Below are 15,457 nucleotides of genomic sequence, written 5' to 3' on the forward strand. Positions count from 1 at the left end.
CCGTGCAGTCGCCGGGGTGCGGGCCGTCGGTGGCTGGGCGCGCAGTTCCCCGCGACCCTGGGAAGCCGCAGTCCCGTCAGCTGTCATGCCGCCTTGGCCGCGCCCCCTGCCGGGCTCCGGGCGGGGGCCCGTGCAGTCGCCGGGGTGCAGGCCGTCGGTGGCTGGGCACGCAGTTCCCCGCGACCCCGGGAAGCCGCAGTCCCGTCGGCCGTCACGCCCGCCTGGCCGCGCCCCCGAGGAGCTGCGGTTCCGTCGGCTGTCATGTCGGCGTGGCCGCGCCTCGGGCGCAGTGGGGCGCGGTCCGTCAGGCGGTCAGGTGGCCCACGTCGTTCCAGCTCTCGATCGCCGGTTCGCCGTAGGCCCAGCCCAGCACGGACAGGGAGGTCGGGTTGAGGCGTATGCGGGCGGCGAAGTCCAGCGGGAGGCCCAGCCACCGTGCGCCGATCGACCGCAGGATGTGCCCGTGGGCGAAGACCAGGACGTCGCGGTCGGCCGAGCGGGCCCAGGACACCACCTCGTCCGCGCGCGCGGTGACCTCGGCGAGGGTCTCGCCCTCGGGAACGCCGTCCCGCCAGATCAGCCACCCGGGCCGGACGGCCTGGATCTCGGCCGGGGTCATGCCCTCGTACGCGCCGTAGTCCCACTCCATGAGCGTGTCCCACGCCGTGGCCCGGTCGCCGAAGCCGGCCAGCTCGCACGTCTCCCGCGCGCGCGAGAGCGGACTGGTGCGCACCTCCACGCCCTCCAGCCCGTCCAGCGGAGCCCGGTGCAGCCGCTCGCCGAGCAGCTTCGCCCCGTGCCGCCCCTCCTCCAGCAGCGGCACGTCGGTCCTGCCGGTGTGCTTGCCGGACAGCGACCAGGCCGTCTGTCCGTGCCGGGCCAGCAGGATGCGCGGTGCCATGGGAGCCTCTCCGAACTGCGAGCGGATCCGGAACACGCGGGCCCGGACCAAGTGGATGCGGTCACTCCATCATCGCTCACCCCCCATCGATGCAACCCGCCGGGCGATCTCGGCGTCTTCGAGGGCTGAGCATGCACGGAAGGTGACCGGAGCGCCCCTCAGGGGCGGAGTAGGGACACCGTAAAGTGGCACGGTCGCCCGCCGGGGCGCCGCACACCAGAAGGGGGAGGGCGATCGGATGCCGCAGACCGAGACACCGGGCACCGAGGTGATCCCGCGACCCCGGTTGCGCTGGTGGACCGAGCTGCCACTGATCCTTCTGGTCTACGGCTGCTACTCGGCCGGCCGGCTCCTCGCGCGCGGTGACGTCACCACCGCCGTCGACCACGGCCTGGCCATCCTGCGCATCGAGAAGGCCCTGTACCTCAACGCCGAGCACCCGCTGAACCGGCTGTTCACGCGCGAGCCCTGGATCGGGGTGCCGGCCGACTTCTGGTACGCCTCGCTGCACTACCTGGTCACGCCCGCGCTCCTGGTCTGGCTGTTCCGCGCCCGTGCCCGGCACTACCGGGCCGCCCGCACCTGGCTGATGACGTCCACGTTCATCGGTCTGATCGGCTTCACGCTGATGCCGACCTGCCCGCCCCGCCTGCTCGCCGCCGGCCACGGCTTCGTGGACACGATGGCGCACTACAGCGCGTACGGCTGGTGGGGCGGCGAGGCCAGCGCCCCGCGCGGCATGGGCGGCATGACCAACCAGTACGCGGCGATGCCGAGCCTGCACGTGGGCTGGGCGCTGTGGTGCGGCGTCATCCTGTGGCGGTACGGCGGCACGCGCCTGGCGAAGGTGCTGGCCGTCGTCTACCCGCTGGTGACCGCGCTCGTCGTCATGGGCACCGCCAACCACTACTTCCTGGACGCGGTCGCGGGCGCCGCCGTGATGGGCGTCGGCTTCCTGCTGGCACCGCACGTGATGCGGGCCGCGGACCTGGTCCGGACCCGGCTGTCGCGCCGTACCGCACCGGCCGTCGCCGGCACGGGTTCCCCGATTGTCAGTGCCGGGTGCCAGACTTCCGTGGGTGAGCGAATTCCACGGCAGCGCGAGTCGCGGCTCGACCCCGCGGCCGGACCGGACGCCTCCCCCAGCGACGCGGGCGAAGGGGCTCCGGCACCGGCTCGCTGAGCTGCGCGGTCCCGACGTACCGGCCAAGGCCCTGGACGCCCGTGCGCTCGCGGCGCTCGCCGCGAACCCCGGGTGCGCCCGGCGGGCGGTCCTGGACGGCGCCGGGGTGGACAAGGCCCGGCTGGCGACCGCGCTGGGCGCGCCGTCCGGTTTCGGGCAGTCGCAGTTCGCGCTGACCCGGGGCAACGCGTTCGAGGCGCGGGTGAAGGCGGACGGCGGCGCGGAGCTGCTGCGGCTGGTGCACGCCCGGCTCGACCCGGGCGCCGAACCGCCCGCCGGGGCGGCCGTACCCGACCTGACCGCGCACGGCCCCGAGGGGCGTACGGCCCGTACGGCGCTGGCGCTGCGCGAGGCCACGGGAGCCGGCGGCTGGACGCTGCTGGACCACCCGATGCTCGCCCTGGACGTGGCGGGGTCGCTCGCCTTCCTGGAGCCGGACGCGGTGGTGGTGCACCCGGACGGCAGCTGGTCGGTGGTGGAGATCAAGTCCTTCCCCATGGTGGACGGCGCCGCGGACCCGGCGAAGGTGGGTGCGGCGGCCCGGCAGGCGGCGGTGTACGTGCTCGCCCTGGAGGAGGTCGCGGCCCGGATCGCCCCTGACGGTGCCCGCGCTCCGCGCGTGCGTCACCGGGTGCTGCTGGTGTGCCCGAAGGACTTCTCCAACCTGCCCGCGGGCTCCGCCGTGGACGTCCGCAAGCAGCGCGCGGTCACCGCGCGCCAGCTGGCCCGGCTCACCCGCATCGAGGAACTCGCCGACGCGCTGCCCGAGGGCACGTGCTTCGCGCCCGACCGGCCCGCCGAGGAGCTGACGGCGGCCGTGGCGGCGGTGCCGGCGACGTACGCGCCGGAGTGCCTGTCCGCCTGCGAACTGGCCTTCCACTGCCGGGACAGCGCCCGCGCGGCCGGCGCGGTCACCCGCCTCGGCCGGCCCCTGCGGGCCGAACTGGGCGGCCTGGCCACGGTCGAGGAGGTGCTGGCCGCCGCCCGCGGCGAGAGCGGCGACCCGGACGACCCGGCGGTGGCCGCGCTGCGCCGGGCGGCTGCCCTGCGCGCGGAAGCCCTCCGGACGGCGGCCGAGGCGGCCCCGCGCGCGGAGGCTCTGGTGACGGCCGGGGAGGCGACCGCGTGACCCTGATCACCACCCTGGCCCGGCTGGAGGCCGTCCACAGCGGCCGGGCGCAGCCCGCCGCGACCGTCCGGCACCGGCATCTGTCCGACCACCCGCTGGTGTTCGTGCCGCTCACCACGGCCGGTGAGACCGGGGCCCCGCTCGGCGCGCTGGTCGGCACCGACCGGGACGCGCCCCGCCTGCTGGTCGTGCCCCAGCCCCGCGACCGCGACCTGCGCTTCCAGTTCCTCGCCGACCTGGCCGACGTCGTCCTGCCCCACATCGACGCGTACGCCGAGTCCGTGGAGGCGGCCGAGCGCACCGAGACCGACCCGGAGACCGGCAAGCGGGTCAAGGTGACGGCCGAGCTGTGCGCGGACGCGCCCCAGCTGATCGTGCCGAGCCGCGCGGGCCTGGACTTCGTCCGGCTGCTGGGCCGCTCGATGCGGTTCCGGCGCACCGCCGAGCAGGACCCGGACGCGCCCTACCCGGCGCCGCCCCGGGTGCCGTTGCTCGGCCGCTGGCTGACCCACTACGGCGAGCGGGCCCGGGTCCCCGGCTCCTCACTGCTGCTCGCGCTGACCGACGTGCTGTCCCGGCACTGGGCGACCGGCCAGTCCGGCCTGGAGGACCAGCACCTGGGCGCGCTGCTCGCCTGGATCGACCCCCCGCAGGACCTGACCGGCGCCGAGGCCGCCCGCCGGGCCGAACTCGCCCGGGACGCCGACGGCCAGCTGCTGTGCCCGCCGGCCGGCCCCGCCACCGACCCGGCGTTCGACAACAGGCTGCTGGCCCCGGCGATCGAGCGCTACGACCGCGCGCGCAGCGCCCTGGCCGCCGCCGAGGACCCGTTGCAGGCCGACACCCGGCTGGCCGCGCTGACCAGGGCCGAGCGGGAGATCCGCGATCTGGTGGAGAGCCGCACCCGGCCGACCTGGGACGCGGTGTGGCGGGGCCTGGACCTGCTGCGGGCGCTGCCGGCCGGGGCGCACGTGGAGGGGCGCTGGACCCGGGACCGCTGGTCGTTCACCGCGCACCGGGACCGGGTGCTGGCCGGCGAGCCCCCGCAGCCGCGCCGGGACGACGCGGTGACGGCGGCGAACAAGCTGGCCACGCGCGAGCGGGAGCAGGCCCGCCTGGAGGCGCAGGAGGCGCTGGACGATCCGCTGGTGATGGCGGGCCGGCGGCTGGCCGGGGAGGCGTTCGCGGGCGAGGTGACCGACGTGGTGATGGCGTACAGCGAGGGGAAGCGGCCGAGCCCGCGCCCGCTGGTGACGGTCCGCACGGACGACCGCCCGCGCCTGGCGGAGCGGGCGAAGGTGTACCGCTCGCTGGGCGGCAAGCCGCAGTCGGCGGAGTTCGTCGGATACGAGAGCGACGGGGCGCTGGTGCTGCGGATCCTGGACAAGATGGGCCGCGGCAAGGAGCCCGAGCCCGGATCGGTGCCGGACAAGGGCGACCGGGTCTGCTTCACCCTGTTCGAGCACGAGCAGCGCGGCGGCGCGAAGCTGCCCGACCCCGAGGAGACCCCCTGGACGCACGGCGGCCCGCCGGGCGAGCCCGCGCCGGAGGCGCCCGATCCCGTGACCGAGGAGGACGTGCTGTGACGACCGTCGACTTCGACCCCGGAGCCGCGGCCGCCCGCGCCACCGACGCGATCCTCCACGACACGCTGCACGGCGGCGAGCGGGGCGTGGTGGTCGACTCCCCGCCCGGCGCCGGCAAGTCCACGCTGGTGGTGCGCGCGGCCCTGGAACTGGCCGGCGCGGGCCGCCCGCTGATGGTGGTGGCGCAGACGAACGCGCAGGTGGACGACCTGGTCCTGCGCCTGGCCGAGAAGAACCCGGACCTGCCCGTCGGCCGCCTGCACAGCAGTGACGCCGACGCGTACGACCCGGCGCTGGACGCCCTGCCGCAGGTCCGTACGTCGGCGAAGGCGGCCGACCTGAAGGGCCTGCCCGTCGTCCTGTCCACCGCCGCGAAGTGGGCGCATGTGAAGGTGGACGAGCCGTGGCGGCACGCGATCGTCGACGAGGCGTACCAGATGCGCTCCGACTCGCTGCTCGCGGTGGCCGGCCTCTTCGAGCGGGCGCTGTTCGTGGGCGACCCGGGCCAGCTGGACCCCTTCTCCATCGTCGGCAGCGAGCAGTGGGCGGGCCTGTCGTACGACCCCTCGGCGTCCGCGGTCAGCACCCTGCTGGCCCACAACCCGGAACTCCCCCAGCACCGCCTGCCGGTCTCCTGGCGCCTGCCGGCCTCGGCGGCCCCCCTGGTGTCGGCCGCCTTCTACCCCTACACGCCGTTCCGGAGCGGCACCGACCACGGCGACCGCCGCCTCGCCTTCGCCGTCCCTTCCGACGGCTCCGGCCCGGACCGGGTGATCGACGAGGCCGCGGAGTCCGGCTGGGGCCTGCTGGAGCTGCCGGCCCGGCACACGCCGCGCACGGACCCGGAGGCGGTGCGGGCGGTGGCGACGGTGGTCCGCCGCCTGCTGGACCGGGGCGGCGCGGCCGTGTCGGAACGCACGCCCGACCCCGCGCCCCTCACCGCCGACCGCATCGCCGTCGGCACCGCCCACCGCGACCAGGCGGCGGCGGTCCGCGCGGCCCTGGCCGAGCTGGGCGTGCCGGATGTGACGGTCGACACCGCGAACCGTCTCCAGGGCCGCGAGTACGACGTGACGGTGGTCCTGCACCCGCTCTCCGGCCGCCCCGACGCCACCGCGTTCCACCTGGAGACCGGCCGCCTGTGCGTGCTGGCCTCCCGCCACCGGCACGCCTGCATCATGATCTGCCGCGCCGGCGTCACCGACCTCCTGGACGACTACCCCTCCACGGAACCGGTCCAGCTGGGCACCCTGGTGAAGTTCCCGGACGGCTGGGAGGCGAACCACGCCGTCCTCTCCCACCTGGCCGAACACAAAGTCCCCTGGCGTGCGTGAGCCGGTCGCTCGGGCCTCTTGCGTGGGCGCGGGACAATGGACGGTGGCCCACCCGAAGGCGGTGCCGGTGAACCCTACGAGGAGGAGAGAAGACATGGCGGAGCCCACGCCGCGTCGTAACGAACCGCGGCTACGCCCCGCGCCCCTGCTCTTCGAGCCCGCGGAGGCGGCCGGGGATCCCGAGCACTTCTTCGACCTGGAGTCGATCGAGGATCCGCGGGCGCTGCTGACCCGGGCGACGGAGCTGACCCAGGCGTTCCGCGCGGCCGCCGACCGGGCCATGGAGTTCCAGGCCATCGCGGCGGCCCAGCTCGCCGACCCGCGCCGGTTCGACCGGCTGACCGCGGCGGACATCGCCGACCGGGCGGAGTGGACCGAGGACTACGCGAAGAAGATGGTCGAGTTCGGGCGGGACCTGCTGCGCGGCGAGCAGGAGGGGCGGACGCCCGCCGACCCGCTGTAGACGGACGCCGGCGCCGCCCGGGACCACCCAGGGGGCATATGCCAGGCGGGCAAGATACTCCTCCCCCGCCGCCCCTGTCCCGGATTTCCGCAACTCAGCAGAACGACTCGCTCACGCGCTGTACATCTGGATGCATGAGCAGCGCTCCGAACGTCACCTGTGTCAGCGCCGACGGCGTCGCCTGGCTCGCCTCGGCGGGACCGTACCCCCGAAGCACCCTGGCCCTGTGGGAGGAGCACCCGGACGCCCCCGTCGTCCTGCCCTGCGGCACCGTCTTCGACGTGGTGAGCGCCCCGGCGGTCTTCGGGCGCCGCATGCTCGACCGGCTGTGGGACGAGGGCGCGGGATCGGGCCCGGTCGCGGTGTTCCGGGGCCGGATGCTGCTGTTCGCCGCCCCCGGCACGGCCCAGCGGCTGCCCTCGCTGCTGGACTGGGAGGAGTGGGGCTCGCAGCGGGCCCAGGAGGTGCCGCCGCTGCTGTGCCACGGCATCGGCGACGCGGTCACCGTACCGGCGCTGACCTGCGACGACCCCGGCGGTGCCGCCCGCTGGCTGGTCGCCCCGGACACCCGGCACCCCTGGCTGCCCGGCCCGGAGGTGCTGCTCTGGGCGGCCGTACGAGCCGCCCGGGCCGCCGTACGGATTTCGATTTTTCCTCCCGCCGACCAGGATGCTAATGTCTACGACGTCAGCAGGCGCCGCTAGCTCAGTTGGTTAGAGCAGCTGACTCTTAATCAGCGGGTCCGGGGTTCGAGTCCCTGGCGGCGCACCTGAAGGAAACGGCGGGTCCGGTTCGAAAGAATCCGGCCCGCCGTTTTCGTATACGTACACGCCTGATCACTCCCGCATGCCGGGCGTGATCTTCACCGTCCATGCCCCCGACGCCGTCCGCCCCTCCGCCTCCACCTTCACGCCCTCCCCGGGCACGGTGAAGCTCTCCCCGAGGGAGACCGGCGCGTCGGCGAGGGGCGGGTAGACCGAGTTCTCCCAGCAGGACTCGGTGCGCGGGTGGGCGTCCACGACCTGGACCGGGCCGTCGCCCGACGAGGCGCCGCCGCGCACCCGGTAGACCAGGATCCCCTGCCGGCAGGACACCCGGTCGTTGCCGGCCGCGCCGCGCGCCTCGACGGCGAGGGCGCTGTCCGGGCCGGTGCGCACGACGGCCAGTTTGACGCCGCGGCCGAGGCCGAAGGCGGGGGCGCCGCCCGCACCCGGCACCGCGACCCCCGGCCCGGCCGCGAGGGGCTCCAGGGTGAGCCGGGTCGGTGTGGCCCCGCGCACGCACGCCACCTGGCGCGGGCCCAGCCAGCCGAGCCGCCACTTGTGCCAGCCGAACAGGTCCGGGGCCAGGCCGAACTGGCTGCCCATCAGGTCCCAGTCGCCGACATAGGTGTCCCAGTCGCCCTTGCCGTCGACCGGCCGGTGGTAGAGGTCGGGCAGGTCGAAGACATGGCCGGTCTCGTGGGCGAGGACGAGCCGGTCCGGCGGATGGTGCTCGAACACGGTGACGACCCGCTGGACGTCGGTGCCGTCCACGCGCAGCGGCGTTTCGAGGTTCACGACCTTCGTGGCGTCCGAGTCGACGCCGGGCGCGTCCGGGTCGGCGACGAGGTAGACGACCGGGTAGCGCGAGAAGTCGACCTCCTTGTCGGCCACGGCGAACGCGTCCCGCAGGTAGGCGGCCCGGTCCTCGGCGCTCCAGTCCCGCCGCATGGCGTACGACGTCGAGGGGCGCGGCATGCGCAGCCAGCGTTTCAGCGGGTGCGGGCGCAGGGTGAACCTGCCGTAGGAAGCCTGTGCGTAGAAGCGGCTGGTGGCCGGGAAGTGGTCGGCGGTCAGCTGGGCGGGCGTGGTGCGCGGGGTGGCGTCCGGGAAGGAGAGGAAGACCAGGACGGCGTCGAGGGCGCCGGTCGGGCGGCTGTAGGCGGGGTTCCAGCTGTCCACGCCCTCGGAGTGGTGGGCCTCGGTGCGGTGCAGGGCGCAGGGGGCCGTGGAGAAGGGTTCGGCGGCCGAGGGGCCGGTGAGGATCGAGGTCGCGGCGAGCGCCGACATCGTGGTGAACACGGCGGCGGTGCTGCGCAGCTTGGGCACGGACTTGACCTCCGGTTGCGGTTCACGGGACCCGCACCCAGATTGCTGGTGTTCACCGTGTTTTGCCCTGTTTGGCTGCACCAGAAGAGTGAGCACGCCCCCAGCGCACGCCGGCGCGCCCCGGCGCCCGACACCCCGAAACACTCACGGAACGTCACAACTGGTCGGGGGGCTGTAGAACCCGTCCAGGTGCGGGCAGAAACGATCTGTCAGAACCTGTGCTCTGTCCGGGACACTGGACAGTGGCTGGAAGGGCCCGGGGCCAGCCTCTATGATCGGCACACTTTCCGGCACGGACAGGCACGGACACAGATCGAGTGCACTGCGGGAGCGAGCGGTGAGCGGAACGTCCGAAGGGCCGACGCCCGCGGCAGACCTCGACCGGTCAGCCGTAACAGACAGTCACCACACCACCTACCACCGTGTCTTCGCGACCGCCCCGCTCGCCATGGCGGTCGTGGCTCCCGAGGGACTCGTCGTCAGCGCCAACACCGCCCTCGGCGACCTGCTCGGCGCCGATCCGGCCACGCTCGTCGGGCGGGTCGCCGCCGACCTGGTGGACCTGGCCTCCGACGCCCGCAGCCGGCACGCCTACCTGGAGGTGCTGCGCGGCCGGCAGGCCCGGCTGCGCTGCACGCGCCGGCTCAAGCACCCCGCGGGGCAGTCGGTGTGGGTGCAGGTCACCGTCGCCCCGCTGACCGGCGGCGAGCCCGGTGTCCTGCTGTCGGTCACCGACATCAGCTCCCGCCGCGAACTCCAGGCGCGCCTGCGGCACTTGCAGATGCACGACCCGGTGACCCGGCTGCCCAACCGCACGCTGTTCTTCGAGCGGCTGTCGGCCGCGCTGGAGGCGGAGGCGTACGAGCAGAGCGGCACCGGCCGGATCGGCCTGTGCTATCTGGACCTCGACGGGTTCAAGGCCGTCAACGACACCCTCGGCCACCGCGTCGGCGACCGGCTGCTCGCGGCCGTGGCCGAACGCCTGACCCGGGTCGCCGACGAGGCCGGGTACGCCCGCGCCGCGACCCCGCTGGTGGCCCGGCTCGGCGGCGACGAGTTCGCGCTGCTGGTGGAGGACTCCACCGGCACCGAACAGCTCGCCGACCTGGCCGAGTCCGCGCTCCAGGCGCTGGAGCCGCCCTTCGACCTGGCCGGGCAGCGGCTGTCGCTGACGGCGTCCATCGGGGTCGTCGAGCGGCACGCGGCGGGCACCACGGCCACGGGTCTGATGCAGGCCGCCGATACGACCCTGTACTGGGCGAAGGCCGACGGCAAGGCCCGCTGGACGCTGTTCGACCCCGAGCGCAACGCCCACCGCATGACCCGCCAGGCGCTGTCCTCCACCCTGCGTCCCGCCATCGAGCGCGGCGAATTCGTCCTGGACTACCAGCCGTTGGTGGCCATGGAGGACGGCCGGCTCAACGGGGTGGAGGCGCTGATCCGCTGGCATCACCCGCAGTTCGGCACGCTCACGCCGAATCGGTTCATCGGACTGGCCGAGGAGGACGGCTCGATCGTGCAGCTCGGCCGCTGGGCGCTGGCCACCGCCTGCCGGCAGGCCCGCCGCTGGCAGCTGGACCACCCCGGCGAACCGCCCATCTTCGTCAGCGTGAACGTCGCCGTCCGGCAGGTGTGGGACTCGGACCTGGTGGCCGACGTGGCGGAGATCCTCGCGGAGACCGGGCTCGCCCCGCATCTGCTCCAGCTGGAGCTGACCGAGTCGGCGGTGATGGGCTCGGCGGGCCGCCCGCTCCAGGCCCTGCAGGCGCTCAGCGACATGGGCGTGCGCATCGCCATCGACGACTTCGGCACCGGCTACTCCAACCTCGCCTACCTCAGCCGTCTGCCGGTCTCCGCGCTGAAGCTGGACGGCTCCTTCGTCCGGGGCTTCCAGTACGAGGAGGCCGCCAAGGGCGCCATGCCGAACCCGGCCGACGAGGTCATCGTGGAGGCGATGATCCAGCTCGCCCACCGGCTCGGCCTGACCGTCACCGCGGAGTGCGTGGAGACCTCCGCCCAGGCCACCCGGCTGCGCCGGATCGGCTGCGACACCGGGCAGGGCTGGCTGTACTCCCGCCCGGTGCCGCCGGATCGTATCTCCGAGCTGCTGGGGACGCAGGCCTACGCGGTCGGCAACCCGTAGGCGTCCGCGATCAGCTCGTAGGACCGCACCCGCACGTCGCCGCGGTGCGCGTGCGAGGTGAGCATCAGCTCGTCGGCGCCGGTGCGCTTGTGCAGCTCGTCCAGGCCGGAGCGGACCTCGTCGGCCGTGCCGTGCACGATGTTCGCCGTCCAGGAGGCGACGAACTCCTCCTCCATGGGGCTGAGCGTGGAGCGCTCGACCTCCTCCGGGTCGGGGAACAGCCCCGGGCGGCCGGTGCGCAGCCGGAGCATGTTCACCCCCACCGCCCGGCTCTGCAGGCGGGCTTCCCGCTCGTCGTCCGTGGCGATCGCGGAGACGCCGATGAGGGCGTACGGCTCGGCCAGGACCGCGGAGGGGCGGAAGGTCTGCCGGTACAGGTCCAGCGCCGGGATGGTGTTCTGCGCCGAGAAGTGGTGCGCGAAGGCGAACGGCAGGCCGAGCATGCCGGCCAGCCGGGCGCTGAAGCCGGAGGAGCCGAGCAGCCAGATCGGCGGGCGGTGCGCGGACTGCACCCCGCCGGGGCTGGTCCCCTGCACCGGGCCGGGAATGGCGTGGATACGGGCGTACGGGTGCCCGTCCGGGAAGCTGTCGTCCAGGAACCGGGTCAGCTCCGCGAGCTGCTGCGGGAAGTCGTCGGCACCCTCGTTCAGGGTGTCGGTGCGGCGCAGGGCCGCCGCCGTCGCCCCGTCCGTGCCCGGCGCCCGCCCCAGGCCCAGGTCGATCCGTCCCGGCGCCATGGCCTCCAGCGTGCCGAACTGCTCGGCGATCACCAGCGGGGCGTGGTTGGGCAGCATGACCCCGCCCGAGCCGAGCCGGATGCGGTCGGTGTGGGCGGCGAGGTGGGCGAGGATCACGGCGGGCGAGGAGGAGGCCACCCCGGGCATGGAGTGGTGTTCGGCGACCCAGTACCGGTGGAAGCCGCGGGCCTCGGTGAGCCGGGCGAGCTGGACGCTGGTGCGCAGCGCGTCACCTGCGGTGCTGCCCACGCCGACGGTCACCAGGTCCAGTACGGAGAGGGGGACGGGGGCGGTGCCGTGTGCGGTGCCCCGGATCTCGTCTGCCTCGTCTGCCGCCACGGTGCGGTCCTCCTGTTTCCGAGCTGTCCTCGCGTGTGCTGTCCTCGGAGCGCTAACAGGAGGGGGTCTCCGGTTATTCCGCGGGTGCGCCGGGGGGTGTCACGAGCGGGCCTGCACCAGCGGCTCCCGCGTGAAGAGGGTCCCCAGGGAGGGGGCGTTCACCCGGCGGTCGGCGAGCCTCAGGCCCTCCCAGACCGTGACCTGGTTGGCGGTGAGGACCGGCTTGGACAGCGACTTCTCCAGCACTCCGAGGTGGGCGGCCGTGTGCAGGGCCGTGTCCGGCAGCAGGACGGCCTCGGCGTCCGGGGTGTCCGCCGCGCGGGCCAGCGTGAGGACGTCCTCCTCGCCCCAGGTGCCGGCCTCCGCCGCGGTGACGACCCCCGAGGACCGCGTTCCGGTCACCTCCAGGCCGGCGGCCCGCAGGAAGTCCGCGAACAGGGCGGTGATGTCCTCCGGGTAGGTGGCGCCGATCGCGACCCGGCGTACGCCGATCTCGCGGGCCGCGTGCACGAAGGCGAAGGACGTCGAGGAGGCCGGCATCCCGGCCAGCCGGGCCAGGGTCCGCACCTGCTGCTGGGCACCCTCCCAGCCGTGCACGAAGCTGCCGCTGGTGCACGCCCACACCACCGTCTCGGCCCCGGCCAGCCGCAGCCCCTCCACGCCCGCGGCGAGCCGCTCGCCGGAGCCCATCTCGCGCAGGGCGTCCACGCGGTGCGCGTCCTCGCCGATGTCCGTGTGGGACAGGTCCACCCGGATGTCGCTGCCCAGGAGCTGCTCGATGCGTGGATAGTCGTCCTCGGCGGAGTGGCCCGGGTAGAGGAATCCGAGTGCGGTCATGTCCAGCCTTCCTGCTGTTCTGCGGGCAGTGGGGGCCCTGCGCGGGCAGCCGCGGCCGGCGGCGCCCGACGGAGGCCCACGGCTCGGGTACCCAGTCGGCGCGGCGCAGCCCACACGGTGACCTGGTCGGCCGGCAGCGCCCCGGTGGTGGTCGGCGCGGGCGGGGAATCCGGCCATGGTCATCGCCGCGCGCACATCGCCCGCTCCCCGGCGATCCCGCCGACGGGGCCGCCGGGGGCGGGGTCGCCGAGAGAGGAGACGTTCCTGTGCGGCACCGCCCTCACGCTGGGAGACGAGTGGACAACGGATCGTGGGAACGCCCGTGTTGACGAAGGTGCGTTCGGGTGCGAGCGTGGTCAATCCGCGCACCGTACGCGCGCGTACTCCGCGCAGGTCAGACGCCGGGAGCCGCCCTGCATGACGACGCCGACACCCCCCACCGTCCTGGTCCTCGACGCCGATCCGCCGCCCCGGCTCGGCCGCCTCACCGGCCGTGCCCGGATCGTGCACACGGACGCGGCGCACCTGGCGGAGCGGCTGCCCGCGGCGGACGTGCTGCTGGTGTGGGACTTCACCTCGGACGCGGTGCGTCAGGCGTGGCCCGGCGGCGGGCCCCGGCCGCGCTGGGTGCACACGGCGAGCGCGGGCGTGGACCATCTGATGTGCCCGGAGCTGGCCGCCTCGGACACGGTGGTGACCAACGCGCGCGGGATCTTCGACCAGCCGATCGCCGAGTACGTCGCGGCCCTGGTGCTGGCGGTCGCCAAGGACCTGCCGCGCACGCTGGAGTACCAGCGGGAGCGGACCTGGCGGCACCGGGAGACCCGGCGGGTGGCGGGCACGCGCGCGTGCGTGGTCGGCTCGGGCCCGGTCGGCCGGGCGATCGTCCGCGCGCTGAAGGCCCTCGGCGTGACGACGGCGCTGGTCGGGCGGGTGCCGCGGACCGGGATCCACGGCCCGGACGACCTGGACCGGCTGATCTCCGGCGCGGACTGGGTGATCGCGGCGGCTCCGCTGACCTCCCGGACGTACGGCATGTTCGACCGGCGCCGGTTCGGCATGATGCAGCCCTCGGCGTTCTTCGTGAACGTCGGCCGCGGCGGCCTGGTCGACGAGGAGGCCCTCGTGCACGCGCTGTCCCGGCGCTGGATCGCGGGCGCGGCCCTGGACGTGTTCGCCGCCGAACCGCTGCCCGCGGACAGCCCGCTGTGGGAGCTGCCGGGGCTGATCGTGTCCCCGCACATGAGCGGTGACACGGTCGGCTGGCGGGACGAGCTGGGCGCGCAGTTCGTGGAGTTGTACGAGCGGTGGGCGGCGGGCAGATCTCTGCGGAACGTGGTCGACAAGACACGTGGTTACGTGCCCGGTCACTGAGCCCCTTGGAGGGTGCATGCAGCTCACCGACCTGACCGCCGGCCGGCTCCTCGACGGCTACCGCAAGGGCGAGTTCAGCCCGGTGGAGGTGACCGAGCAGGCGCTGGAGCGGGCGCGGCGGATCCAGCCGGAGGTGAACGCGTTCGTGCGGCTCACCGAGGAGGACGCGCTGGCCGGGGCCCGGGAGTCGGAGGCCCGCTGGCGGCGCGGGGAGCCGGCCGGGCTGGTCGACGGGGTGCCGGTGACGGTCAAGGACCTCCTCCTGCTGCGCGGCCACCCCACCCTGCGCGGCTCCAGAACCGTCCCGGAGCGAGGGAGTTGGGACGAGGACGCCCCGCCGGTGGCCCGGCTGCGCGCGCACGGCGCGGTGTTCCTCGGCAAGACGACGACCCCCGAGTACGGCTGGAAGGGCGTCACCGACTCCCCGCTGACCGGGATCACCCGCAATCCCTCCGACCCCACGCGCACCGCGGGCGGCTCCAGCGGCGGCAGCGCGGCGGCCGTCGCGCTCGGCGCGGGCCCGCTGTCGCTCGGCACGGACGGCGGCGGCAGCATCCGCATCCCCGCCGCGTTCTGCGGCATCTTCGGGCTGAAGCCGACGTACGGCAGGGTGCCCCTGTATCCGGCGAGCGCGTTCGGCACGCTGTCGCACACCGGGCCGATGACCCGGGACGCGGCCGACGCGGCCCTGCTGCTCGATGTGATCGGCACGCCCGACCCGCGCGACTGGTCGGCGCTGCCGCCCGCGCCGGGCTCCTTCACGGAGGCGCTGCGGGAGGGCGTGCGGGGGCTGCGGGTGGCGTACTCGCCGACGCTCGGCGGACAGGTGGCGGTGCGGCCCGCGGTGGCCGCGGCGGTACGGCGGGCGGTGGCCGCGCTCGCCGACCTCGGCGCGTACGTCGAGGAGGCGGACCCCGACTTCAGCGACCCGGTGGACGCCTTCCACACCCTGTGGTTCGCCGGCGCGGCCCGGCTGACCCAGAGCTTCTCGCCGCGCCGCCGCCGGCTGCTGGACCCCGGACTGCGGGAGATCTGCGCGCAGGGTGCCCGGGCGAGCGCGCTGGACTACCTGGCCGCGGTGGACGTCCGGGTGAACCTCGGGCGCCGGATGGGGCGTTTCCACGAGCGGTACGACCTGCTGGTGACGCCGACGGTGCCGCTGACCGCGTTCGAGGCGGGGACGGAGGTGCCGCGGGGTTCGGCTCACCGGCGCTGGACGGGGTGGACGCCGTTCACGTATCCCTTCAACCTCACCCAGCAGCCGGCCGCGTCCGTGCCGGTGGGGGTGGACGGGGAGGGGCTGCCGGTGGGGATGCAGATCGTCGCCGCCCGGCACCGGGA

Annotated in this window: 13 protein-coding genes and 1 tRNA gene; 10 read left to right on the plus strand and 4 right to left on the minus strand. The window is 74.6% G+C overall.

Going from position 1 to position 15,457, the window contains the following annotated elements; genetic code table 11:
• Positions 1–304: 304 nt before the first annotated feature.
• Positions 305–901, minus strand: coding sequence for a histidine phosphatase family protein (locus tag CCN44_RS23600; RefSeq protein ID WP_086699335.1), 597 nt, complete (start codon positions 899–901; stop codon positions 305–307).
• Between the two features lie 238 nt (positions 902–1,139).
• Here CCN44_RS23600 and CCN44_RS23605 point away from each other — a divergent pair, with 238 nt between their 5' ends.
• The 7 genes from CCN44_RS23605 to CCN44_RS23635 all read left to right on the plus strand — a co-directional run bounded on the left by CCN44_RS23605 (position 1,140) and on the right by CCN44_RS23635 (position 7,364).
• A complete protein-coding gene (locus CCN44_RS23605) occupies positions 1,140–2,084 on the plus strand; it encodes a phosphatase PAP2 family protein (protein WP_059249718.1) in 945 nt (314 codons plus the stop codon).
• The gene (locus tag CCN44_RS23610; RefSeq protein ID WP_399008563.1) at positions 1,981–3,213 is read left to right on the plus strand and encodes a hypothetical protein; all 1,233 of its coding nucleotides are present in this window, start codon (positions 1,981–1,983) and stop codon (positions 3,211–3,213) included. The genes CCN44_RS23605 and CCN44_RS23610 overlap by 104 nt, the downstream gene beginning before the upstream one ends.
• Entirely contained in the window at positions 3,210–4,799 is a 1,590-nt protein-coding gene (locus CCN44_RS23615) for a hypothetical protein (protein WP_086699322.1), read from the plus strand. The genes CCN44_RS23610 and CCN44_RS23615 overlap by 4 nt, the downstream gene beginning before the upstream one ends.
• A complete protein-coding gene (locus CCN44_RS23620; protein WP_086699326.1) occupies positions 4,796–6,133 on the plus strand; it encodes an AAA domain-containing protein in 1,338 nt (445 codons plus the stop codon). Before CCN44_RS23615 ends, CCN44_RS23620 begins: the two co-directional genes overlap by 4 nt.
• Positions 6,134–6,227: 94 nt before the next feature.
• On the plus strand, positions 6,228–6,596 hold the full coding sequence (locus tag CCN44_RS23625; protein WP_059249721.1) for a hypothetical protein: 369 nt from the start codon (positions 6,228–6,230) through the stop codon (positions 6,594–6,596).
• A 134-nt stretch (positions 6,597–6,730) separates the two neighbouring features.
• Positions 6,731–7,300, plus strand: a complete 570-nt coding sequence (locus CCN44_RS23630; protein WP_059249722.1) for a bifunctional DNA primase/polymerase — start codon at positions 6,731–6,733, stop codon at positions 7,298–7,300.
• Positions 7,291–7,364 (plus strand) — tRNA-Lys (locus tag CCN44_RS23635). Before CCN44_RS23630 ends, CCN44_RS23635 begins: the two co-directional genes overlap by 10 nt.
• A gap of 68 nt (positions 7,365–7,432) precedes the next feature.
• On the opposite strand, the gene CCN44_RS23640 is transcribed toward CCN44_RS23635, so the two are convergent.
• Positions 7,433–8,647, minus strand: a complete 1,215-nt coding sequence (locus tag CCN44_RS23640; RefSeq protein WP_059255007.1) for a M6 family metalloprotease domain-containing protein — start codon at positions 8,645–8,647, stop codon at positions 7,433–7,435.
• A gap of 376 nt (positions 8,648–9,023) precedes the next feature.
• Between CCN44_RS23640 and CCN44_RS23645 the strand changes: the two genes are divergently transcribed.
• Positions 9,024–10,829 (plus strand): putative bifunctional diguanylate cyclase/phosphodiesterase, encoded by a 1,806-nt coding sequence (locus tag CCN44_RS23645; protein WP_086699328.1) that lies wholly within the window; start codon positions 9,024–9,026, stop codon positions 10,827–10,829.
• Here the strand turns inward: CCN44_RS23645 and CCN44_RS23650 are convergent.
• Complete coding sequence (locus tag CCN44_RS23650; RefSeq protein WP_059249724.1) at positions 10,808–11,905, minus strand: LLM class flavin-dependent oxidoreductase; 1,098 nt, start codon at positions 11,903–11,905, stop codon at positions 10,808–10,810. The genes CCN44_RS23645 and CCN44_RS23650 overlap by 22 nt on opposite strands.
• A 99-nt stretch (positions 11,906–12,004) precedes the next feature.
• Positions 12,005–12,742, minus strand: coding sequence for a maleate cis-trans isomerase family protein (locus CCN44_RS23655; RefSeq protein WP_059249725.1), 738 nt, complete (start codon positions 12,740–12,742; stop codon positions 12,005–12,007).
• A 417-nt stretch (positions 12,743–13,159) separates the two neighbouring features.
• Here CCN44_RS23655 and CCN44_RS23660 point away from each other — a divergent pair, with 417 nt between their 5' ends.
• Positions 13,160–14,116: a D-2-hydroxyacid dehydrogenase gene (locus CCN44_RS23660; RefSeq protein ID WP_086699330.1), complete on the plus strand. Its 957-nt coding sequence runs from the start codon at positions 13,160–13,162 to the stop codon at positions 14,114–14,116.
• 16 nt (positions 14,117–14,132) lie between these two features.
• On the plus strand, positions 14,133–15,457 hold a 1,325-nt coding region (locus tag CCN44_RS23665), incomplete at its 3' end, for an amidase (RefSeq protein ID WP_086699333.1).

The organism is Streptomyces tricolor, from assembly GCF_002155905.1.
Lineage (GTDB): Bacteria > Actinomycetota > Actinomycetes > Streptomycetales > Streptomycetaceae > Streptomyces > Streptomyces tricolor.

Bases quoted from the DNA above. Each gene is read 5' to 3' on its own strand.
- CCN44_RS23600 (WP_086699335.1), bottom strand. From the start codon at position 901: ATGGCACCGCGCATCCTGCTGGCCCGGCACGGACAGACGGCCTGGTCG.
- CCN44_RS23655 (WP_059249725.1), bottom strand. From the start codon at position 12,742: ATGACCGCACTCGGATTCCTCTACCCGGGCCACTCCGCCGAGGACGAC.
- CCN44_RS23630 (WP_059249722.1), top strand. From the start codon at position 6,731: ATGAGCAGCGCTCCGAACGTCACCTGTGTCAGCGCCGACGGCGTCGCC.
- CCN44_RS23605 (WP_059249718.1), top strand. From the start codon at position 1,140: ATGCCGCAGACCGAGACACCGGGCACCGAGGTGATCCCGCGACCCCGG.
- CCN44_RS23640 (WP_059255007.1), bottom strand. From the start codon at position 8,647: ATGTCGGCGCTCGCCGCGACCTCGATCCTCACCGGCCCCTCGGCCGCC.
- CCN44_RS23660 (WP_086699330.1), top strand. From the start codon at position 13,160: ATGACGACGCCGACACCCCCCACCGTCCTGGTCCTCGACGCCGATCCG.
- CCN44_RS23625 (WP_059249721.1), top strand. From the start codon at position 6,228: ATGGCGGAGCCCACGCCGCGTCGTAACGAACCGCGGCTACGCCCCGCG.